This is a genomic window from Nocardia beijingensis NBRC 16342, from assembly GCF_001612785.1.
In the GTDB taxonomy this organism is placed as follows: Bacteria; Actinomycetota; Actinomycetes; order Mycobacteriales; family Mycobacteriaceae; genus Nocardia; species Nocardia beijingensis.
Window position 1 is genome coordinate 26233 of the sequence record NZ_BDBC01000054.1, and the last position, 20889, is coordinate 47121.

Genomic DNA, 20889 nt, shown 5'->3' on the forward strand with positions numbered 1-20889 from the left:
TGTAAGCACGATGACCGAGCACCACGCCGTCCCGGGCGATCCGCCGCGGAGAGACGCACCGCCGACCCGCGCCGACCCCGCGCGCCCACATACCTGGGCCGACCGCGCGAGCGCGCGGACCGCGGCGATGAGCAGGCGGGCCGCGGCGCTGAGCATGCGGGTGGCGGAGAAGGCCTGGGCCGACTCCATCTTCGCCAAGTCGGCCGCGGCGGCGTTCTGGCAGACGCTCTCGCTGGCGCCGCTGTTGCTCGGCCTGCTCGGCAGCCTCGGTTACGTCGGCGGCTGGTTCGGCCCGGACACGGTGCAGATCGTCGAGTCCAAGATCATCGCGTTCAGCCGGGATCTGTTCAGCGCCAACGTGGTGACCGACCTCATCGAGCCCACGGTGCAGGACGTCCTCGGGCGCGGGCGCGGCGCGGTGGTGTCGGTGGGCTTCGTGCTGTCGCTGTGGGCCGGATCGTCGGCGATGGCGACCTTCGTCGACTCGATCGTGGAGGCCCACGATCAACAGGACGCGCGGCACCCGGTGTGGCAGCGCATCTTCGCCCTGTTGCTGTACGTGCTGTTCCTGGCGGCGTCGGTGTTCATCCTGCCGCTGGTGGCGCTCGGGCCGACGCTGATCGGGCGGGTGCTGCCGACCGCATGGCGGGCGACCGGCCTGCAACTGCTGGACTTCTTCTACTACCCGGGCGTCGGCCTGCTGCTGATCGTCGGGCTCACGACCCTGTACAAGCTGGCCCTGCACACCTCGTTGCCCTGGCACCGCCTCTTCGGCGGGGCACTGGTGGCCGGCGTGTTCTTCATGGCGGCCAGCGAGGTGCTGCGCCGCTACCTGTCCTGGGTCAGCCGCACCGGCGTCACCTACGGCGCGCTGGCGACCCCGATCGCCTTCCTGCTGTTCACGTTCTTCCTCGGCTTCGCGGTGATCCTTGGCGCGGAGTTCAACGCGGCGGTACAGGAGTTCTGGCCCGCCCGCGCGACGCGCATGGAGCAGGTCAAGGAATGGATCGCCAATCAGGTGCGGGGAGAGAGCGGAACCGACGAGGACACGGCGAAACAGGACGAGGCCGCTCCGGACCCCGGCGACACGGGCTCCGACGGCCGCGGCGCCGTGCTCGACTTGCGCGCGGCGCGGTCCTCGTCCGGCGAGTAGCGCTTCGCCTCAGTCGCCCTTGCGTAGACCGTCGTAGACCTTCTTGCACTCCGGGCACACCGGAGAGCCCGGCTTGGGCGAACGGGTCACCGGGAAGACCTCTCCGCACAGCGCGACCACGTGGGTGCCGAGCACGGCGCTCTCGGCGATCTTGTCCTTCTTCACGTAGTGGAAGAACTTCGGGGTGTCGTCGCCCGTCGTCTCGTCGGTCGTCGTATCCGGGCGAACCATGGTGTCGGTGCTCACGCACTCCATGATGCCGCATCCCGCGACAGCCCCGCTGACCACGGTGTCACCCGCGATTCCGGGCCGTGAGCCGACCTTGGGCGACACCGCCGAGAAGCGGGAAACGGCCGCGGTGCCGCATCGAGCGACACCATCGAGAAACGGAAACCGACCTCGGCATGTGCGCGGGCGGACCGCGAGTGGAAGACTCGGGGTATGCAGCAGAACGGCGATTCCCCATCCGCCGACGGCCGCGACCGCGAAGAGCACCCCGACGTGACGATGCCGACGCAGCCCCGCCGTTCCGCCGGATACTTCCCAGGCAGTGACGACAAGCACCCCGCGTTGATCACCGAGGCGGCGCCCTCGCTGGACGACCAGCACCGGGCCCGGGTGCGCCGGTACACGATCATCATGGCGTTCCGCATACCGTGCCTGGTCCTGGCCGCGATCGCCTACAGCGCGTTCGGCAACCCGCTGCTGTCCATCCTGATCATCGTCGCCTCGATCCCGCTGCCCTGGATCGCGGTGCTGATCGCCAACGACCGTCCCCCGCGCCGCAAGGACGAGCCGAGCCGGTGGGACCGTCCGCGCACGGCCATCGAATCGCGTCCGCACAACGCCATCGACGGCTGAACCCACCGGGGCCTGCTCGCCGCGAGCGGATCACCCCGCCGTGGCCGGCGCCCTGCGGATGACCGCCGACATCACGGCGGCCGCGCCGCACAGACCGCCCGCCAGATACCAGGCGAGGTCGTAGCTGCCCTGCGCGTCGCGGATGACGCCCGCCGTGGTGGCCGCCACCGCCGCGCCGATCTGGTGCGAGGCGAACACCCACCCGAAGGCGACCGGGCCGTCGGCGCCGAACAGTTCACGGCACAGCACGACCGTCGGCGGCACCGTGGCCACCCAGTCCAGGCCGTAGAAGACGATGAACATCCACAGGCTCGGTTGCGTGCCCGGCCCCAGCAGCGCGGGCAGGATCAGCAGCGACAGGCCGCGCAACGTGTAGTAGCCGATCAGCAGGTAACGCGGATCGATCCGGTCGGTCAGCCAACCCGAGGCGATGGTGCCCGCCACGTCGAAGATGCCGACGACGGCCAGCAGGCTCGCCGCGGTGGTCGGCGGCATGCCGTGATCGTGCGCGGCACTGACGAAATGGGTACCGACCAGCCCGTTGGTGGACGCGCCGCACACCGCGAACCCGCCGGCGAGCAACCAGAAACCGGGACGGCGCGCGATCGCGGCGAGCACCGTGAGCGCCCGCGACGCGCCAACGGCGGCGGGCACGCGCAGCCCCGCGGTGCTGTCCGGTGCGGCGCCGTACGCGCGCACGCCGAGGTCGCTGGGATAGTCCCGGATGAACAGCAGCACCAACGGCGCCACGGCCAGCGCCGCTCCCGCGACGATCAGCGAAGGCACCCGCCAGCCGTGGGCGTGCGCCAGCGCGGACACCAGCGGCAGGAAGACCAGTTGCCCGGTCGCGCCCGCGGCGGTGAGCACACCGGTGACCAGACCGCGCTGGCGCACGAACCACCGGCCGGTGATCGTGGCGACGAACGGCATCGACATCGACCCGACGCCGATGCCGACCAACAGGCCCCAGGTCAGCACGAGATGCCACGGCCGGGACATGAACACCGTCAGCCCGCTGCCCGCGGCGACCAGCAGCAGCGCGCACGTCACCACCCTGCGAATGCCGAAGCGGTCCATCAGGGCGGCGGCGAACGGCGAGATCAGGCCGTACAGCAGCAGATTCAGCGAGACGGCCGTCCCGATGGTTCCGTGCGACCAGCCGAACTCCTCGTGCAACGGGTCCATCAGCACGCTCGGCACGGACCGGAACCCGGCCGCGCCGAGCAGGGCGACGAAGCCGACGGCCGCGACCAGCCACGCGGGATGCAAGCGCCGGCGCGGCGGGGAATCGACGGAAACGGGCGGTGGCGTCTGCAGTTCGGTCACCCGATGAGACTGCCGGAAGTATGCGGCCGCAACGAGTGGCTGAAATGCCACTTAGCATCAAATTCGAGCCAAAATCTGCGGCGCGGGTATTTTCTCGACAAGCCGGGCACGTGTACCTAGGGTCGCATGCAGCCTCGCTCACCATGATCACCGGACACGCGGGCGACGAGACAGGAGTGCACATGATTCGGTGGATCTGGGTCTTCCTGGACCGCCCTGCGCAGCGTTTCGACGACTGCGCGAAGTTCTGGTCGACGGTCACCGGCACCGAGCTGTCCCCTCGGCGCGGCGCGAACGACGAGTTCCTCACCTTGTTGCCGGACCCCGCGCTGTTCGCCGCGGCGAGTGTCAAGATGCAAGCGGTGACCGGGCTCGGCGGTGTGCACCTGGACCTGGACGTCGACGACATCCCGTCCGCCGTGCGCGCCGCGCTCGACCTGGGAGCGGAGCTGGTCGCCAACCATCCCGACTACGCCGTGCTGCGCTCCCCCGGCGGCCAGACGTTCTGCCTGACGCCCAGCGGCCGCGCGACGAGCACGCCCGCGCCGGCCGTGCGGGCTCCGGACGGCACGCTGTCGCGCCTGGATCAGGTGTGCCTCGACATCGGTCCCGACGACCACGAGGTCGAGACCCGCTTCTGGAAGTTGCTGACCGGGTGGTCCTACCAACCCGGCAGGCGGCCGGAGTTCGCGCGCCTGCGCTGCGCGGAACGCCAGTTGCCCGCGCAGCTGCTGTTGCAGCGGCTCGGTGAGAACCGGCCGACCAGCGCGCATGTCGATCTGGCTGCCGAGGATGTCGAAGCCACCGCCGCGTGGCACGAGTCGCTCGGCGCGACCGTGGTGGAACGCCACGAGCACTGGATCGTCCTGAGCGACCCCGGCGACGCGCTGTACTGCGTGACCGGACGCGACCCCAGCGGCGTCTGACCAGCCTCCCCGCGTCCCCGGGAGGCACCGCGGCGCCGTGCCACAGCGGGCGTCCGGCCCGCGGCCGGTGGCCGCGGTGGCAGAGTACCGGTGTGCCTACGAACCGATCGATGACCACCGGATCGCTGCTCACCGCCCTGTGCCCGCAGCTGCGGACCGCGCTCACCAGGGTGGGCTACGACGCCGACACGCTGCTCGCGGTGCTCGGTGACGCACACGCGGCACTGGGCCGATCGGAGCCGGTGCCGGTGCGCCGGGCGGCCCGCGCGGCCGGCGAGCTCGGCACCCTCATCCGCCTGTTGCTGCTCGGCGACGCGCTGCCCGAGCGCGAGGTGGCCGTCGCGCTTGCTCCCGTGGACATCGACCGCGCGGTCGCGGCGGGCCTGCTCGACCGCGACGGCGACGAAGTGCGGGCGGCGCTGGACCTGCGGCCGCTGGACGCGGGCGCGGGCACGCGGTGGGTCCTGTCCGACCTCGACGACTCGATGCGGCGGCGCACGCTGACCGAGGATCACGTCCTCGGCGTCGGCCATGCTTCCCTCTCGCTGCTGCGCGCCACACCCACCCAGCCGGTGGGCACGGTCCTCGACCTGGGCACCGGGTGCGGCGTGCAGGCGGTGCACGCCGCCTCCTATGCGCGGCGGGTGACCGCCACCGACGTCAATCCCCGCGCGTTGTGGCTGGCCGAGGCCACCGCTGCGCTCAACGAGCTGGACATCGAGCTGGTGGAGGGCTCGTGGTTCGAACCGGTGCGGGGCAGGCGTTTCGACCAAGTGGTGGCGAATCCGCCGTTCGTGGTGGGCCCGGGACGGGTGGAGCACACCTATCGCGATTCCGGTCTCGCGCTCGACGGCGCGAGCGAACTGGTCATCTCGCAGGCCGCCGACCTGCTCGCCCCTGGCGGCACCGCCGCGATGCTCGCCGCGTGGGTCCATGCCGACGGTGAGGATTGGCGCGGGCGCGTCTCGTCCTGGTTGCCCGCGCACGGTGTCGACGCCTGGGTGGTGCAACGTGACGTGGCCGACCCGGCCCTGTACGTGGGCACCTGGCTGCGCGACGCGGGCGCCGACCCGCGCGATCCCGCCGCGCAGGCCCGCGCGGAGCGCTGGCTGGACGCCTTCGAGGCCGCCGACGTGGCGGGCATCGGATTCGGGTTCGTCTATCTGCGCGCCATCGACGGGCCGACCGAACTGCTCGCCGAGGACCTCACCCACGGATTCGACGATCCGCTCGGCACGGAGGCCGTGCGGTATTTCGAGCGCTCGGCCTGGTTGCGAGCCGTCGCCCGGGACGAGAATCTCGCCTGGTCTTCGCGTTTCGTCGTGGACAGGGCGACCGCGCTGGAGCGGGTGTACCTGCACGGCGAGGAGGGATGGGCGCAGGAGGTGGCGCGGCTGCATCGCGGCGACGGCCCCCGCTGGCAACACGAAGTGGATGAGACCACGATCTCGCTGCTGGCGGGAATGCGCGCCGACGGCCTGCCGTTGTACGAGCTGATCGAACTGCTGGCGCTCGCCCACGGATCCGACGAGGTGGGCGCCGAGTTCGCCGCCGACGCGTTGTCCGTGGTCACCGGGCTGGTACGGCACGGATTGATCAAGCCCGTGTGAGGCAACGGCAACCGCGCGCCGGCTGGTGCAGGTCCCGGCCGGGGATCGTCCCCGCGCTGCGGCGCTTCTCAGGAACTTCTCAGACGAGAGGGGCGAAAACCGCTGCTCAGAGCGGTTTATGCCAGCCGTAACGGGGAACTTTCTCCCTGTCGGGTCCGTTTATCGGAGTGAGACACCACCGACAGGAGGCAAGTCATGACAAGCCCCGCCACCACTCGTGTGCGCACCAGCGATTCGGACCTCGACGCTCAGAGCCCTGCCGCCGACCTGGTACGTGTGTACCTGAACGGGATCGGCCGCACCGCACTGCTCACCGCTGCCGACGAGGTCGAGCTGGCCAAGCGCATCGAGGCGGGCCTCTACGCGCAGTACCTGCTGGAGACCGGCAAGCGACTGTCCGCGTCCCGCAAGCGTGATCTCGCGATGATCGTGCGCGACGGTCAGGCCGCCCGGTCGCATCTGCTCGAAGCCAACCTGCGCCTTGTTGTCTCGCTCGCCAAGCGGTACACCGGCCGCGGCATGCCGCTGCTCGATCTGATCCAGGAGGGCAACCTCGGGTTGATCCGCGCCATGGAGAAGTTCGACTACGCCAAGGGCTTCAAGTTCTCCACCTACGCCACCTGGTGGATCCGGCAGGCCATCACCCGCGGCATGGCCGATCAGAGCCGCACCATCCGCCTGCCCGTCCACCTCGTCGAGCAGGTGAACAAGCTGGCCAGGATCAAGCGCGAACTGCATCAGCAGCTGGGCCGCGAGGCCACCGACGAGGAACTGGCCACCGAATCCGGCATCCCGGTCGACAAGATCTCCGATCTGCTCGACCACAGCCGCGACCCGGTGAGCCTGGACATGCCGGTCGGCAACGACGAAGAGGCCCCGCTGGGCGACTTCATCGAGGACTCCGAGGCCACCTCGGCCGAGTCCGCGGTCATCGCCGGGCTGTTGCACCACGATGTGCGCAGCGTGCTCGCCACCCTGGACGAACGCGAACAGCAGGTCATCCGGCTGCGTTTCGGCCTGGACGACGGCCAGCCGCGCACGTTGGACCAGATCGGCAAGCTCTTCGGTCTCTCCCGCGAGCGGGTGCGTCAGATCGAACGTGAAGTCATGGCGAAGCTGCGCAAGGGCGAGCGGGCCGACCGGCTCCGCGCTTACGCCAGCTGACCGTCCGGCGCCGGCCGCGCAGCGCCGGCGTTCGGCTCGGTGACCCTTCCGCCGGGGTCACCTTTCCGCGCCGACCGGTATGCGCGCGTGCCCGTCCCCTCCGGGCGTCGCGCGAGCCGGTCGGCGGTGTCGTATCCCCCGCTTACCTCCTTCTCGGCCTCAGCTCTGGTCCACCGCGATGTCGTATTTCACGGTGTCGCCCTCGACGGAGGTCACCGTCAGCAGCACACCGAGGGTGTCCCCGCCCGCGGTGAGCGTGCAACGCATGGTGGTTCCTTCCTTGCCGGTGAGATCGCCGGGGCAATCGATCGCGTCGGGTTCCTGACCGACCTTCTCGCTGAGCGAATCCTTGACCGACTTCTCCAAGTCGGCCTCCTGGACCTTCGGGGTGCCGATGCTGACGGAGCACGCGGTGAGCGCCGCCGCGAGCAGCGACAAGAGAGCAACACTGCGGATCTTCATGGCGAGCAGGCCTTTCTTTCGGACGAACGTGCCATCCTTCAGATCGCGGCAACGGCGATCGCCCGTTATCGGACGGCTCGCGTGTGACGTGTGCGAGCCGATGTCGTACCCGCGCCATGTTCAGGGCAGCTCGCCCGGTGGATCGTTCTCGGCTCAACCCAGCCGGCGCGGACCGGTGTCGAAACGGCTGGGCTCGGGTCCGATACGGGCGCGCGCGTAAAGAATCTCCGCCGAGGTCGGCGAGGCCAGCACCGGATCGAAGGCCAGTTCCCGCATCTCCGGCAGGTCGTCGAACAGGGCCGAGATGCGCTGCGCCAGTTCGGCCAGGGCGGCCTTGTCCACGCGGGGACTGGCGGGAGTACCCGACAGCAACGGCGCGGCCCGCGGCGCGTCGATCAGGGCCGTCGCCTCATCGGCGGTCAACGGCAGTGCGCGGTAGGCGCGGTCGCCGAGCAACTCGATGATCAAGCCGGAGAGACCGAATTCGATCACCGAGCCGAACGACGGGTCGTCCTGCACGCGCAGGATGCAGCCCACGCCTTTGGTGGCCATCCTCTGGATGTGCAGCACCGGATCACCGCACAGCTCGGCCAGATCCGCGTAGCCCTGGCGCACCGCTTCCGGTCGCCACAGATCGAGCCGGACGCCCGTGAGATCCGGCCTGCGCCGCCACAATTCGCCCGTCGCCTTGGCCGCCACCGGATAGCCGAGTGCTTCCGCGGCCGCGACCGCCTCCTCCGCGCTGCGCACCTCGCGGAACTCGACGACCGAGATGCCGTAGCAGGCGAGCAGTTCCACCGTTTCCAGATCGGTGAGCCTGCGACCGCCCGAACCGGCCATCCAGTCGGCCACCAATCGGCGCGCGCGGTCGGTGTCGATGCCCGGCGGACGCACCACCGGCGAGACCGGCTTGGTCCGCCATTCGGCGTATCGCCGCACCCTGGCCAGCGCCCGCGCCGCGCGTTCCGGATCCGGATACGACGGGATGGAACCGTGCGCCGCCGTGGCGCCCGGCCCGCGCACCGCGAGCAGGTTCGGAATGCCCTGCTCGGCGACGAACGTGGTGAGAATCGGCTTCGTCGCCTCGGGCACCGCGGCCGCCGCCGCACGGATCGCGTCGGCGAATCCCCCGGTCGGCAGCGGCACCGGCGGTGCGAAAACGACGATCACGGCGTCGGTCTCGTCCGAGCGCAGGGCCGCGACGAGGGCGTCCAGATACGCGCCAGGCGTCGCCTGCGGGCCGAGGTTGACCGGCTCGCCGACCTCGAGGCCCTCCCCCTGCGCCGCGTCGACGGCCAACCAGTTCAGCGCCGTGCTGTTGCCGACCACCGCCAGCCGCGAGCCGCGCGGCAACGGCTGATAGCCCAGCAGCGCGGCGCAGTCGAACAGTTCGGAGATCGAGTCGACCTGCACGATTCCGGCCTGCGCGAACAGATCTCGCACGATCGAACGATCCATGTCCCCCGCGGGCTGGGCGACCGAGCGGCCGCTGCTCACCGCGACGATCGGCTTGGTCCTGGCCACCCGGCGCGCGATCCGGGAGAACTTGCGTGGATTGCCGAAACTTTCCAGGTAGAGCAGCACCACATCGGTGTCAGGGTCGCTGTCCCAGTACTGCAGCAGGTCGTTTCCGGAGACGTCGGCACGGTTTCCGGCCGACACGAACGTCGACAAACCGAGATTGCGGGCAGCCGCCTCGCCCAGAATGGCCGCGCCCAAGGGACCGGACTGACAGAAGAATCCGATTCGTCCGCGACCCGGCAACACCGGGGCGAGCGTCGCGTTCATGGCGACCGACGGGTCGGTGTTGGCGATGCCGAGCGCGCTCGGCCCCACCACGCGCATGCCGTGACCACGAGCGGCCGCCACGAGTTCGCGTTCGGCCGCCAGCCCTTCCTCGCCGGTCTCGCCGAAACCCGCGGTGAGCACCACGAGCCCTTTGACACCCTTGGCCATACAGTCGTCGAGCACCGACCCGATCGCCGCGGGCGGCACCGCGACCACGGCGAGATCGACCTCGTCGGGGATCTCCCTGACCGTCGCGTAGGCCCGTACCCCGCGCACCGACTTGCGGTTCGGGTTCACCGGGAACACCGGCCCCTGGAACAGGCCCGACAGCAGATTCGCCAGTACCGCACCACCGACCCGCCCGGTCGCGGAGGTGGCGCCGATCACCGCGACCGACCGCGGCGTGAGCAGGTTGCCCACACTGCGCGCCTCCGACGCGCGTTCGCGCGAGTCGCGCACCGACAGCAGGGCTTCGGTGGGATCGATGGCGAATTCGAGATGCAGGACCGACCCGTCGCGGCTGCGCTCCACCTGATAGCCCGCGTCCCGGAAGACCGTCACCATCACGGTGTTCTCCGCGAGCACCTCGGCGACGAAGGTCTCGATCTTGTTCTCGGCGGCGGCGCCGGCCAGATGTTCCAGCAGGATCGAGCCGAGCCCGCGCCCTTGATGGCCGTCCGCGACCACGAACGCGACCTCCGCCGCCCGCGGCCCGTCCCGTTCCAGCAACTCGTAGCGGCCCACCGCCACGATCGCCTCGCCCAGTTCCAGTACCAGGCCCACCCGGTCGTGATAGTCGACGTGGGTGGTGCGATACAGGTCCTTCGGCGAGATGCGCGGGTACGGCCCGAAATACCGCAGATACCTCGTGCGATCCGACAGCGCGCCGTGGAACTCCTGCAGCCGCTCGGCATCGTCGGGAGTGATCGGGCGCAGCCGGACGACGCCACCGTCGGAGGCGAGCACGTCGGCGAACCAGTGTTGCGGCGGCGGGGGCGGGGTGGCGGGAGTGTCCGCGGTGTCGGGGAAGTCAGTCACGAGGATCCTCCGGGTCCAGACCCAGCAACCCGAAAGTCGCTCGGCGGGTGGCCAGCACGGCCGTGTCGACGGCACGCTGGGCGCGATCGACCCGCGCGTCACCGGTCTCACCGGTACCGCCGGGTCCGTCCCATGGACGGTAGGCGACGTCGCCGCCGTCGCCCATGGTCAGGGGCGGGTCGGCGCGGGGCACCGCCGCGCGGATCATGTCGCTCCAGTCCTGCGGGATCGCCGTCGCGGGATCGATGGTGCGGTCCAACGCGGTGGCCAGCAGGTGGGTCCAGGCCCGCGGCACCACCCGGACCAATCCGTATCCGCCACCACCGACGGCCAGCCAGCGTCCCTCGGCGTAACGGTCGGCGAGTTCGCGCATGGCGCGGAAGGCCGCGCGCTGCCCGTCGACGGTCAGTTCCAAGTCGGCCAGCGGATCTTCGCGATGGCTGTCCACCCCGCACTGGCTGACCACGATCTGCGGGCCGAACGCGGCCACCGCGCCCGGCACCACGGCGTGGAAGCCGCGCAGCCACTGCGCGTCCCGGGTGCCCGGCAACAACGGCAGGTTGATCGACGTGCCCTCCGCCGCGCCGACGCCCGTCTCCTCCGGCCAACCGGTATTGGGCCACAGGGTGGCCGGATGCTGGTGCAGCGAGATGGTAAGCACGCGCGGGTCGGCGTAGAAGGCCCGTTGCACGCCGTCGCCGTGGTGCACGTCCACGTCGATGTAGGCGATGCGGTCGAATCCGTGGTCGAGGAGCCAGGAAATGGCCACCGCCGGATCGTTGTACACGCAGAAGCCCGCCGCCGAATCGGCCGTCGCGTGATGCATGCCACCGCCGATGCTCACCGCTCGCGTGGCGCGGCCCTCGGCGATCTCCCGTGCCGCGGCCAAGGTGCCGCCGACGATCGTGGACGCGGCCCGGTGCATGTGCGGAAACACCGGATTGTCCGGGGAACCGAGGCCGTAGGGCGGCGCGGCGGGCGAACCCACCGGCGGCACGGCGCGTTCGACCGCGTCGAGGTAGTCGGGGGTGTGGATGCGCAGCAGATCCTGACGGTCGGCGGCGGCGGGTTCGAGCACTTCGACGCCTTCGAGCAGGCCGAGACTCGCCGCCAGCGCCATGGTGAACTTCAGCCGCGCCGGCTGCATCGGGTGCTCCGGAGTCCAGCGGTAGTCCAGGAAACGCTCGGTCCAGACGACGGTTCCGGTGCGGCTGGTTCCGGGCGGAATCGGCGCCCGAGGTTCGCCGCGCGGTGCAGTGGCCATGATCGCAACGCTAGCGGGAAGCAAGGAACCCCGCGAAACGTTCCTATGCAGTACAAATACAAGAAAGTACGCTCACGGCCGCCTGCCGTGCGCCGATCGGGTTCCCGCGATGCCGCCGGAGATGTCGTGCGCAGCGTGGAGCGGCACGATCCGGCACACGGAGGTGCCGTCGCGCGTGGGTAGAATTCGTGCCGACGAAGGGGTAACAGGTGAAGGATCTGGTCGACACCACGGAGATGTATCTCCGTACCATCTACGACCTCGAGGAGGAGGGCGTGGTGCCCCTGCGCGCCCGGATCGCCGAGCGCCTCGAACAGAGTGGTCCCACCGTGAGCCAGACCGTCGCGCGCATGGAACGTGACGGTTTGCTGCTGGTCGCGGGCGACCGTCATCTGGAGCTGACCGAGAAGGGACGCAGCATGGCCGTCGCGGTCATGCGCAAGCACCGGCTGGCCGAACGGCTTCTCGTCGACATCATCGGCCTGGACTGGCAGAACGTGCACGCGGAGGCCTGTCGCTGGGAGCACGTGATGAGCGAGGACGTCGAGCGCCGCTTGGTCGAGGTGCTCAACCACCCCACCACCTCCCCGTACGGCAACCCCATCCCCGGCCTGGACGAACTGGGCATCATCCCCCCTGTGGCCGCCGACGAGACGCTGCTGCGCCTGTCCGACCTGCCGCACGGCCAGCGGCACGCCGTCGTCGTGCGCAGGCTCGCCGAGCACATTCAGACCGACCCGGAGGTCATCGGCCGCCTGCGCGAGGCGGGCGTGGTGCCCGACGCCCGCGTCACGGTGGAGACGAAGCAGGGTTCGGTGATCATCACCGTGCCCGGCCACGACGGGTTCGAACTGCCCGACGAGATGGCGCACGCCGTTCAGGTGAAGCTGGCCTGATCCATGAGACTTCTCGTCACGGGCGGCGCGGGTTACGTCGGCGGCGTCTGCGCACAGGTCCTGCTGGAATCCGGCCACGACGTGGTCGTGGTCGACGATCTGTCCACCGGCAACGCCGACGGCGTGCCGTCCGGCGCCCGGTTCGTGCGGGGTGACGTGGCCATCGCCGCGCCGGAACTGCTGGCCGCCGAACCTTTCGACGGTGTCCTGCATTTCGCGGCGCAGTCGCTGGTCGGCGAGTCGGTGCAGCAGCCGGAGAAGTACTGGCACGGCAACGTCGTGAAGACGTTCGAACTGCTGGAGGCGATGCGGCGCGCGGGAACGCCGCGCCTGGTCTTCTCCTCCACCGCCGCGGTCTACGGTGAGCCGGAACAGGTACCGATCACCGAGGACGCCCCGACCCGCCCGACCAACCCGTACGGCGCGTCGAAGCTGGCCATCGACCATGCCATCACCTCCTACGCGGTCGCGCACGGGCTGGCGGCGACCAGCCTGCGGTACTTCAACGTCGCGGGCGCCTACGGCGGGCTCGGCGAGAACCGCGTCGTGGAAACGCATCTCATCCCGCTGGTCCTGCAGGTGGCGGCCGGGCATCGCAAGGCGATCTCGGTCTTCGGCACCGACTGGCCCACCCCGGACGGCACCGCGGTCCGCGATTACATCCACATCCGCGACCTCGCGCAGGCCCATCTGCTGGCTCTGGCGACCGCGGAGCCGGGCATCCATCGGATCTACAACCTCGGCAGTGGCACCGGATTCTCCGTTCGCGAGGTGATCTCGGCGTGCGAGCGGGTCACCGGCCTGCCGATCGCCGCGCAGGACGCGCCGCGCCGTCCCGGCGACCCGGCGACGCTCATCGCGTCCAGCGAACGGGCCGTCGCCGAACTCGGCTGGCGGCCCGAGCACAACGATCTCGACGAGATCGTCACCGACGCCTGGGCGTTCCTGCGATCGCTCGGCTCCCGCGCGCACAGCGCGAAATAGTCCGCGTACTGCCCGAGTCGGCCCCACACCGGCTCGGGCCGCGGTGACGCGGCTGCTCCGGAGCCGCGACGCCGCGGGCCCGAACGAAACGCTGCGCGCCGGTCGCGCCACCGGCTCGGTGTCGCCGCCCCGCGTATCCGGCTTCACGGCGTCGGCTCCTCGAGATCGATACCGAGACCAGCGGCGGTCCGGTAGCCGCTGTGCGCGAGGCGGCGCAATTGTTCCGGGCGCATACCCAAGCGCAGCGAGGTATCGAGCAGCATCGCCATCGGATGTCCCGGATCCGCCTCCAGCGCGGCTTCCAGCGCGATGCCTGCCAGCGGTCCGTCGCCACGGACGTAAGCGCTGTAGCCGAGCAAGGCGGCGGCCTCGGCCCGATCCGTACCGGTCAGCGCGCGGGTCAGCGCGACCCACACCGCCTCCGCCGCGGCGGCGTGGTCGCCGACGGCCAAGGCGAACATCGTGTCCCGCACCGCCCGATCCCGCAGCGCCGCGGCGATCTTCGCGAGTTCGGGCGCCATCAGCGCGGCGCCGGAAGCGGTGTTGGCGATCTGCCACAGCACATGGTCGAGCGCCTGCCTGCTGTATCCGATCGGATCGCCACGACGCGCCGCCCGCGCATAGCGCTCGCCCGCGCGCGCGATCGCGTCGGTCAGGTGCGCCGCCACCTCGGCACGCGCGAGCGGGTCCGGCGCGACCAGATCGGTGAGTTCGGCGCGCGAACCGCGGATCGGCCTGCCGTCCAGCACGTGCGTCAGCGTCACCAGGGATGCCGCGGGATCTCGCAGCACCCCGCGCCGCCGCGGTCCCGCCAACGTCCACCAGCGCTGGCCGGCGGCGATCGCACGCACTGCCCAGACTCCCGCGAGGGCGATGTCACACGCCGCGAGCCGCCTGCCGAGCGAGCCGACCAGCACGTCGAAGCGCCCGGTCGCGCACTCCGGCCGGTCGGCGCCCGGCTCGGCGGCGCGTTCGTCGACGATGACGGCGATGACCTCGGCCGCTCGATCGTGCGCGCAGATCCGCGCGACCGCCGCCGCCAGCGTCGCGCCCCGCACCCGCCTGCCGCCGGGCGAGTCCAGATCGAACCGCACCACCGCGTCGACCGTCGCGCCGCCGGACGCGGCGGGCCGCAGGACGAGCACGACCACCGATCGTTCCGGGGTGAACCCGAGCATCGCCGGTACCGCCGCGATCAGCTCCGCTGGGTCATCCACCCGCACAACGTGTTCCGGGGCACCATGAAATTGCGGCGGATCTTCGCGGCATCGAGCGTGCCGCGCGCGTCCCCCGAGGTTCCACGCACCTGGTCCGTGCTCCGGCGGGCGCGAAAGCGGGTGCGGCGCGCCGATAGCGCCCGGTACAGCGTCGGAAGGGTCGCGGCCGGGTGGATGGCCGAGGCCCGAGTCCGGCGGCGATTCCTCTCCCGTGCCGGTATGTCCGGCATCGACCGGCTCGGGGGCTCGAAACGGGTTCGCGGAAGTCGTCATGCTTCGACCATGCGACTCGGCGGCGGCCGGTCCTCGACGCCGACCTGGCGATTCCGCCGCCCTGGGGAATCCGCTTCGCGCTGTGCACGAATCGACCGGCATGACGGCGGACCGGTGACTCGTGTCAGAGGCGCCTGCTATCGTGCCGGCCGCTACCTCTCGCGCACTTTGCGCACCGCGGTGGCGAACAGAGCGTCCAGCGCCGCGATATCCGGTTCGCCGTCGGCGAACGACATGTAGGTCACCGTGATTCGCACGTCCCCCGTCTGCGCGACGTGCGTGCGCATCGATCGGGTCAGCCTGGCGCCACCCGCCTCCGGTAGCACGGTCCTGCGCAGGGAAAGGGCGTCGTCGGCATCGATCGGCGGCGGTGAGGCGGGCTCGGATGTCACGGTTGTGGCGGCGCCGGCCCGGTGCACCCGCACCGATGAGCATTGCTCCAACCGGGCGCGCAGGGCGGCCAACGGCTCGCCGGTGCGGGTCAATTCGACGGTCAGCGTGGCGCGCGTCGCGTCGTCCGTGCCGACCGCCATCGCCGTGCGATCGGGCCCGAAGTCCTGCTCCGGCGGCACGCACCGGCTGGGCTCGACATTCGCGCCGCGGCCCATGCCGTCCAGGTCACCCGCCGCCTGGGCCACCGCCTCCTGGGGCAGCACCACCGCCGTGTACGGCGCGGGAAACTGGCCCGGATCCGGCAACAGCGCCGGAAGTTCTGCGCTCACGTGCCGGGTCACCGCGGTCGGCGCCGACAGAGCCGGGCGCCCCGGCACCGTCGAGCCGCATCCTGCGAGCAGTATCGCGAAGACGACGGGTGCCACCCGGCCCAGCCGCATGCGCCTCGAATCCGCCACGGTCACATCCCCACTGTGCCGCACTCCCCGGGGCCCGTCCGTGATGCCACGCCGCCGGGCCGGGAATGCGCGGGCCGCCGATGCTGTTGGCTCGGAGTACGGGTCGGTGTCCGGCCGTGCGCGGTGCCGCCACGGTATGGGGGACAATGGACAGCGGTCCCCGGTTCGGACGACTGCTCGTCTCGCACCACCAGGAGTGGCGAACGATCGGGCAGGCAACCACACTGGCGCGTGAGGCACGTGTCCGGCCGCAGGAGCCGCGCAGGAAGGAGTACGCGATGGACTACGAGTCGCGAATGTACGAATTGGAGTTCCCCGCTCCGCAGCTGTCGTCCGCCGACGGCGCGGGCCCGGTCCTGGTGCACGGGCTGGAAGGTTTCACCGACGCAGGGCATGCGGTGCGGCTGGCGACCACGCACCTGCGCGAAAGTCTCGAAAGCGAGCTTGTGGCGTCGTTCGACGTGGACGAGCTGCTCGACTACCGCTCGCGGCGTCCGCTCATGACGTTCAAGACCGATCATTTCTCCGACTACGCCGAGCCTGAACTCAATCTCTGGGCACTGCGCGACACCGCGGGGACCCCGTTCCTGCTGCTCGCGGGTCTGGAGCCGGACCTACGCTGGGAGAAGTTCACCACCGCGGTGCGGCTGCTCGCCGAGCAGCTGGGAGTGCGGCGCAGCATCGGCCTCAGCGCCATCCCCATGGCGATTCCGCACACCCGCCCGCTGGGTGTGACCGCGCACTCCTCCAACCGCGACCTGATCTCCGAGCACCAGCGGTGGCCGGGCGAACTCCAGGTGCCGGGCAGCGCGTCGTCGCTGCTGGAATTCCGCATGGCGCAGCACGGTCACGAATCGGTCGGCTTCTCGGTGCACGTACCGCACTACCTCGCGCAGACCGCCTACCCGGAGGCCGCGCAGACGCTGCTGGAGAACGTCGCCGACAACGCGGGCCTCGAGATCCCACTGGCCGCGCTCGGCGAGGCCGCCGCTCGGGTGCGCGAACAGGTCAACGAGCACATCGCGGGCAACGTCGAGGTGGAGACGGTCGTGCACGCGCTGGAGCGGCAGTACGACAGCTTCGTCACCGCGCAGGAGCGGCAGTCGAGCCTGCTTGTGGGTGACGGCGAGCTGCCCAGCGGCGACGAACTCGGCGCCGAGTTCGAGCGATTCCTCGCCGAGCAGGGCCGCTACAACGGCGACGACGAGGGCGAACAGGACTGACCCACCCGGCCGCCGGATCCGGATCGCCCCTGCACGTGTGCCCGCGGGCGAGGCCGTAGGGTGGTCGGAGTGGATCTGACCGAACTGCTCGACATCCCGGGGACCGACGCCGACGCGCTCTACGAGTCGTTCGGAATGTGGGCCGCCGAGCAGGGCACCCCGCTCTACCCCGCGCAGGACGAGGCACTGCTCGAGCTGGCGTCCGGATCCAATGTCATCCTCGCCACCCCAACCGGTTCCGGTAAGTCGCTCGTCGCGGTCGGCGCCCATCTCTTCGCACTCACCCAGGGGCGGCGCACCTACTACACGGCGCCGATCAAGGCGCTGGTGAGCGAGAAATTCTTCGCTCTCTGCGATGTCTTCGGGGCCGAACGCGTCGGTATGGTCACCGGCGACGCCGCGGTGAACCCGGAAGCGCCGATCATCTGCGCGACGGCGGAGATCCTGGCCAACCTGGCCCTGCGCGAGGGGGCGGACGCCGATGTGGGACAAGTCGTGATGGACGAATTCCACTTCTACGCCGACCCGGATCGGGGATGGGCCTGGCAGGTCCCGCTGCTGGAGCTGCCCCGCGCCCAGTTCCTGCTCATGTCGGCCACCCTCGGGGAGGTCGATTTCTTCGCCCGTGACCTGGAGCGCCGGACCGGCCGCTCCACCGCGATCGTCGCGGGCACCGAGCGCCCCGTGCCGCTGACCTTCTCCTACGCCCGCACCCCGATCACCGAGACGCTCGAGGAGCTGGTCACCACCCACCAGGCCCCGGTGTACGTGGTGCACTTCACCCAGGCCGCCGCGCTCGAACGCGCGCAGGCGCTGACGAGCGTGAACTTCGCGACCCGCGCCGAGAAGGACGCGATCGCCGAGGCGCTGGGTGAATTCCGGTTCGCCGCCGGATTCGGCAAGACTTTGTCGCGGCTGATCCGGCACGGCATCGGCGTGCATCACGCGGGCATGCTGCCGAAGTACCGCCGGCTGGTCGAGCGTTTGGCCCAGGAGGGCCTGCTGAAGGTGGTCTGCGGCACCGACACCCTCGGCGTCGGCATCAACGTGCCCATCCGCACGGTGCTGCTCACCGGGCTGACCAAATTCGACGGCGTGCGCACCCGCAGGCTCAAGGCGCGCGAGTTCCACCAGATCGCGGGCCGGGCGGGCCGGGCGGGTTACGACACCATGGGCACCGTCGTCGTGCAGGCCCCTGAGCACGAGGTGGAGAACACCCGGCTGCTGGCCAAGGCGGGCGACGATCCCAAGAAGCAGCGCAAGGTGCAGCGGCGCAAGCCGCCGGAGGGCTTCGTCTCCTGGAGCGAGGAGACCTTCGATCGCTTGGTCGCCGCGCAGCCGGAGCCGATGGTGTCGCGTTTCGCGGTCACCAACGCCATGCTGCTGAACGTGATCGCCCGGCCGGGCAACTGCTTCACCGCCATGCGTCATCTGCTGGAGGACAACCACGAGCCGCGTCCCGCCCAGCGCAAGCACATTCTGCGCGCCATCCGGCTGTATCGCGCGCTGCGCGACGCCGGGGTGGTGCAGCAACTGCCGGAACCCGACGCGCAGGGCCGCCGCGCCCGTCTCACCGTCGACCTGCAGCGCGACTTCGCCCTCGACCAGCCGCTGTCGCCGTTCGCGCTGGCCGCGCTTGACCTGCTGGACAAACAGTCCCCGAGTTATACCCTCGACGTGGTGTCGCTCATCGAATCCACGTTGGAGGATCCGCGCCAGCTGCTGATGGCCCAGCAGCACAAGGCGCGCGGCGAGGCGATCGCCGAGATGAAGGCCGACGGCATCGACTACGACGAGCGGATGGAGCTGCTCGAAGAGGTGACCTGGCCCAAGCCGCTGGCCGAGCTGATCGAGCCGGCCTACGAGACCTACCGAGCCGGGCATCCCTGGGTGTCGGAGTTCGCGCCCGCGCCGAAGTCGGTGGTGCGCGACATGATCGAGCGCGCCATGACCTTCGCCGAGCTGATCTCCTTCTACGAGCTGGCCCGCTCCGAGGGCGTGGTGCTGCGCTACCTCGCCGACGCCTATCGCGCGCTGCGGCGAACCGTGCCCGAGTCGGCGCGCACCGAGGAGCTCGACGACATCACCGAGTGGCTCGGAGAGCTTGTGCGTCAGGTCGATTCGAGCCTGCTCGACGAGTGGGAGCAGCTGACCAACCCGGGCGCGGAAACCGACGCCGACCAGATCGCGTTCGGCGCCGAGACCGTCCGCCCGATCTCGGCGAACGAACGCGCCTTCCGGGTGATGGTGCGCAACGCGATGTTCCGCCGGGTCGAACTGGCCGCGCTGCGACGCTGGGACGAGCTGGCCGGACTCGGCCCCGGCCCGGACTGGGCGGAGGCGCTCGCGGACTACTACGCGGAATACGAGCGCATCGGCACGGGCCCCGATGCCAGGGGCCCGCAACTGTTCCAAGTGGAACGAAGACCCGGATTCTGGCACGTGCGGCAGGTGCTGGACGACCCGGCGGGCGACCACGGCTGGTCGATCGACGCGGTGGTCGATCTCGCCGAGTCCGACGCGGCGGGCGAGGTCGTCTTCGACGACGTCACCGTGTCCGCCGGCTGAGCCCCGCACCGCATACCGGCCCACTGTCCCCGCAGGTCAGCAGCTTCTTCGTGCCGGAAGGACGGGGCTGCGCGATCCGCTGGAGAATCCAGGTTTCGACGGATTCGTTGCTGGGTAGAGGCCGCTGATACTCTCTCCCCCGCTGCCGAAGCGAAAGATCAACTATGCCCGAATCGCCGTACCTTGTCATCCATACCGAGCGTGTCCGCCGGAATTACCGCGCGCTCGACGCCGCCCTGTCTCCCGGCACGGGCGCGCGGACGAGGATCCGTTTCGCCGTGAAGGCGAGCCCGGTGCCGGAGATCGTGCGCCTGCTCGACGAGGAAGGCGCGGAGTTCGACGTCGCCAGTATCGGCGAGATCGACCTCTGCCTCGGGCTGGGCGTGGCGCCGGAGCGGCTGTGCTACGGCAACCCGATCAAGAAGGCCGCGCACATCGCCCGCGCCTATGCCCTCGGGGTGCGCCGTTTCGCCTTCGACACCGAGGACGACCTGCTGCGCATCGCCGAGCACGCGCCGGGCTCCGAGGTGGAGTGCCGGTTCCTCGCCTCGGCGCCGGAATCGCGAACCCCGTTCGGCACGAAGTTCGGCTGCAGCCCGGGCGAGGCGTTCCGGCTGCTGGTCCGGGCCAGGGATGTGGGCCTCGTGGTCGCCGGGCCGTACTTCCACGTCGGCTCCCAGCAACTGGACCCCACCGCGTGGCGGATCGGCATCGAACAGGCGGGCCGGATCGCCGAGGCGCTGGCCGACAAGGACATCTCGGTCAGCTCGGTGAACATCGGCGGCGGTCTGCCGATCTCCTACGCCGATCCGGCGCCCGCGCTGGGTGAGATCGCCGCGGTGGTGAACCACGCGGCGGCCGAATTCCTTTCCGGGAGCACCGGATTGGTCGTCGAACCGGGCCGGGCCCTGGTCGGTTCGGCGGGCACGATTCACGCCGAGGTCGTCGGCGTCCGCACCGCGCCGGACGGCAGGCGCTGGGTCTATCTCGACATCGGCCGCTACAACGGCATGGCCGAGACCGAGAACGAGTACATCGCCTACCGGTTCGCCACGGATCGGGACGGCGACCCCGTCGACGAGGCGGTGGTGGCCGGTCCGACCTGCGACGGCGACGATGTACTGTATCAACGCACGCGAGTCCTCCTACCGACCACGTTGCGAGCCGGTGATCGCGTTCGAATCCTCGACACCGGCGCCTATACCGCGAGTTATTCGTCGGTGTCCTTCAATGGTTTTCCGCCCTTGACCGTTCATGTCTCGGGCGCTGAGCGAGAGTGAGTTTG

Annotated in this window: 17 protein-coding genes; 10 read left to right on the forward strand and 7 right to left on the reverse strand. The window is 70.4% G+C overall.

Annotation, left to right across the window (positions count from 1 at the left end):
- The first annotated feature begins 10 nt into the window (after positions 1–10).
- Positions 11–1153, forward strand: a complete 1143-nt coding sequence (locus tag NB3_RS26755) for a YihY/virulence factor BrkB family protein (RefSeq protein WP_067809033.1) — start codon at positions 11–13, stop codon at positions 1151–1153.
- Positions 1154–1162: 9 nt separating this feature from the next.
- Here NB3_RS26755 and NB3_RS26760 read toward each other — a convergent pair whose 3' ends face one another.
- Positions 1163–1399, reverse strand: a complete 237-nt coding sequence (locus tag NB3_RS26760) for a DUF3039 domain-containing protein (RefSeq protein ID WP_039799212.1) — start codon at positions 1397–1399, stop codon at positions 1163–1165.
- A gap of 261 nt (positions 1400–1660) precedes the next feature.
- Between NB3_RS26760 and NB3_RS26765 the strand changes: the two genes are divergently transcribed.
- Complete coding sequence (locus tag NB3_RS26765; RefSeq protein WP_067809037.1) at positions 1661–2014, forward strand: DUF3099 domain-containing protein; 354 nt, start codon at positions 1661–1663, stop codon at positions 2012–2014.
- 30 nt (positions 2015–2044) lie between these two features.
- On the opposite strand, the gene NB3_RS26770 is transcribed toward NB3_RS26765, so the two are convergent.
- A complete protein-coding gene (locus NB3_RS26770; RefSeq protein WP_067808895.1) occupies positions 2045–3340 on the reverse strand; it encodes an MFS transporter in 1296 nt (431 codons plus the stop codon).
- Between the two features lie 143 nt (positions 3341–3483).
- Between NB3_RS26770 and NB3_RS26775 the strand changes: the two genes are divergently transcribed.
- The 3 genes from NB3_RS26775 (at position 3484) to NB3_RS26785 (ending at position 7040) form a co-directional block, all read left to right on the forward strand.
- The gene (locus NB3_RS26775; RefSeq protein ID WP_244892096.1) at positions 3484–4266 is read left to right on the forward strand and encodes a VOC family protein; all 783 of its coding nucleotides are present in this window, start codon (positions 3484–3486) and stop codon (positions 4264–4266) included.
- 110 nt (positions 4267–4376) lie between these two features.
- The gene (locus NB3_RS26780; RefSeq protein WP_067808897.1) at positions 4377–5876 is read left to right on the forward strand and encodes a DUF7782 domain-containing protein; all 1500 of its coding nucleotides are present in this window, start codon (positions 4377–4379) and stop codon (positions 5874–5876) included.
- A gap of 195 nt (positions 5877–6071) precedes the next feature.
- A complete protein-coding gene (locus NB3_RS26785; protein WP_039799182.1) occupies positions 6072–7040 on the forward strand; it encodes a sigma-70 family RNA polymerase sigma factor in 969 nt (322 codons plus the stop codon).
- Positions 7041–7199: 159 nt separating this feature from the next.
- On the opposite strand, the gene NB3_RS26790 is transcribed toward NB3_RS26785, so the two are convergent.
- The 3 genes from NB3_RS26790 to NB3_RS26800 all read right to left on the reverse strand — a co-directional run bounded on the left by NB3_RS26790 (position 7200) and on the right by NB3_RS26800 (position 11592).
- Positions 7200–7502 (reverse strand): DUF4333 domain-containing protein, encoded by a 303-nt coding sequence (locus tag NB3_RS26790; RefSeq protein ID WP_067808899.1) that lies wholly within the window; start codon positions 7500–7502, stop codon positions 7200–7202.
- Positions 7503–7655: 153 nt separating this feature from the next.
- Positions 7656–10328: a bifunctional acetate--CoA ligase family protein/GNAT family N-acetyltransferase gene (locus tag NB3_RS26795; protein ID WP_067808901.1), complete on the reverse strand. Its 2673-nt coding sequence runs from the start codon at positions 10326–10328 to the stop codon at positions 7656–7658.
- Positions 10321–11592 (reverse strand): acetoin utilization protein AcuC, encoded by a 1272-nt coding sequence (locus tag NB3_RS26800; RefSeq protein ID WP_084823704.1) that lies wholly within the window; start codon positions 11590–11592, stop codon positions 10321–10323. The genes NB3_RS26795 and NB3_RS26800 overlap by 8 nt, the downstream gene beginning before the upstream one ends.
- 209 nt (positions 11593–11801) lie before the next feature.
- Between NB3_RS26800 and NB3_RS26805 the strand changes: the two genes are divergently transcribed.
- Both NB3_RS26805 and galE read left to right on the forward strand, forming a co-directional pair.
- On the forward strand, positions 11802–12488 hold the full coding sequence (locus tag NB3_RS26805; RefSeq protein WP_067808903.1) for an iron-dependent transcriptional repressor DtxR: 687 nt from the start codon (positions 11802–11804) through the stop codon (positions 12486–12488).
- Between the two features lie 3 nt (positions 12489–12491).
- Complete coding sequence (gene galE / locus NB3_RS26810) at positions 12492–13472, forward strand: UDP-glucose 4-epimerase GalE (protein ID WP_067808905.1); 981 nt, start codon at positions 12492–12494, stop codon at positions 13470–13472.
- Positions 13473–13615: 143 nt separating this feature from the next.
- Here the strand turns inward: galE and NB3_RS26815 are convergent, their stop codons facing one another.
- Positions 13616–14689 carry a DUF4192 domain-containing protein gene (locus NB3_RS26815; protein ID WP_244892097.1) on the reverse strand — a complete coding sequence of 358 codons (1074 nt, stop codon included), beginning with the start codon at positions 14687–14689 and terminating at the stop codon, positions 13616–13618.
- A 425-nt stretch (positions 14690–15114) separates the two neighbouring features.
- Positions 15115–15813 (reverse strand): sensor domain-containing protein, encoded by a 699-nt coding sequence (locus NB3_RS26825; RefSeq protein WP_244892098.1) that lies wholly within the window; start codon positions 15811–15813, stop codon positions 15115–15117.
- Between the two features lie 278 nt (positions 15814–16091).
- Here NB3_RS26825 and NB3_RS26830 point away from each other — a divergent pair, with 278 nt between their 5' ends.
- From NB3_RS26830 to NB3_RS26840, 3 genes are all read left to right on the forward strand, one after another.
- Positions 16092–17036 (forward strand): PAC2 family protein, encoded by a 945-nt coding sequence (locus tag NB3_RS26830; protein WP_067809042.1) that lies wholly within the window; start codon positions 16092–16094, stop codon positions 17034–17036.
- A 69-nt stretch (positions 17037–17105) separates the two neighbouring features.
- The gene (locus NB3_RS26835; RefSeq protein WP_067809043.1) at positions 17106–19604 is read left to right on the forward strand and encodes a DEAD/DEAH box helicase; all 2499 of its coding nucleotides are present in this window, start codon (positions 17106–17108) and stop codon (positions 19602–19604) included.
- A 164-nt stretch (positions 19605–19768) separates the two neighbouring features.
- Positions 19769–20884: a type III PLP-dependent enzyme gene (locus NB3_RS26840; protein ID WP_067808912.1), complete on the forward strand. Its 1116-nt coding sequence runs from the start codon at positions 19769–19771 to the stop codon at positions 20882–20884.
- Positions 20885–20889 lie beyond the last annotated feature (5 nt).

Bases quoted from the DNA above. Each gene is read 5' to 3' on its own strand.
- NB3_RS26800 (WP_084823704.1), bottom strand. From the start codon at position 11,592: ATGGCCACTGCACCGCGCGGCGAACCTCGGGCGCCGATTCCGCCCGGA.
- NB3_RS26755 (WP_067809033.1), top strand. From the start codon at position 11: ATGACCGAGCACCACGCCGTCCCGGGCGATCCGCCGCGGAGAGACGCA.
- NB3_RS26775 (WP_244892096.1), top strand. From the start codon at position 3,484: ATGATCACCGGACACGCGGGCGACGAGACAGGAGTGCACATGATTCGG.
- NB3_RS26765 (WP_067809037.1), top strand. From the start codon at position 1,661: ATGCCGACGCAGCCCCGCCGTTCCGCCGGATACTTCCCAGGCAGTGAC.
- NB3_RS26785 (WP_039799182.1), top strand. From the start codon at position 6,072: ATGACAAGCCCCGCCACCACTCGTGTGCGCACCAGCGATTCGGACCTC.
- galE (WP_067808905.1), top strand. From the start codon at position 12,492: ATGAGACTTCTCGTCACGGGCGGCGCGGGTTACGTCGGCGGCGTCTGC.
- NB3_RS26840 (WP_067808912.1), top strand. From the start codon at position 19,769: ATGCCCGAATCGCCGTACCTTGTCATCCATACCGAGCGTGTCCGCCGG.
- NB3_RS26790 (WP_067808899.1), bottom strand. From the start codon at position 7,502: ATGAAGATCCGCAGTGTTGCTCTCTTGTCGCTGCTCGCGGCGGCGCTC.
- NB3_RS26780 (WP_067808897.1), top strand. From the start codon at position 4,377: ATGACCACCGGATCGCTGCTCACCGCCCTGTGCCCGCAGCTGCGGACC.
- NB3_RS26830 (WP_067809042.1), top strand. From the start codon at position 16,092: ATGGACTACGAGTCGCGAATGTACGAATTGGAGTTCCCCGCTCCGCAG.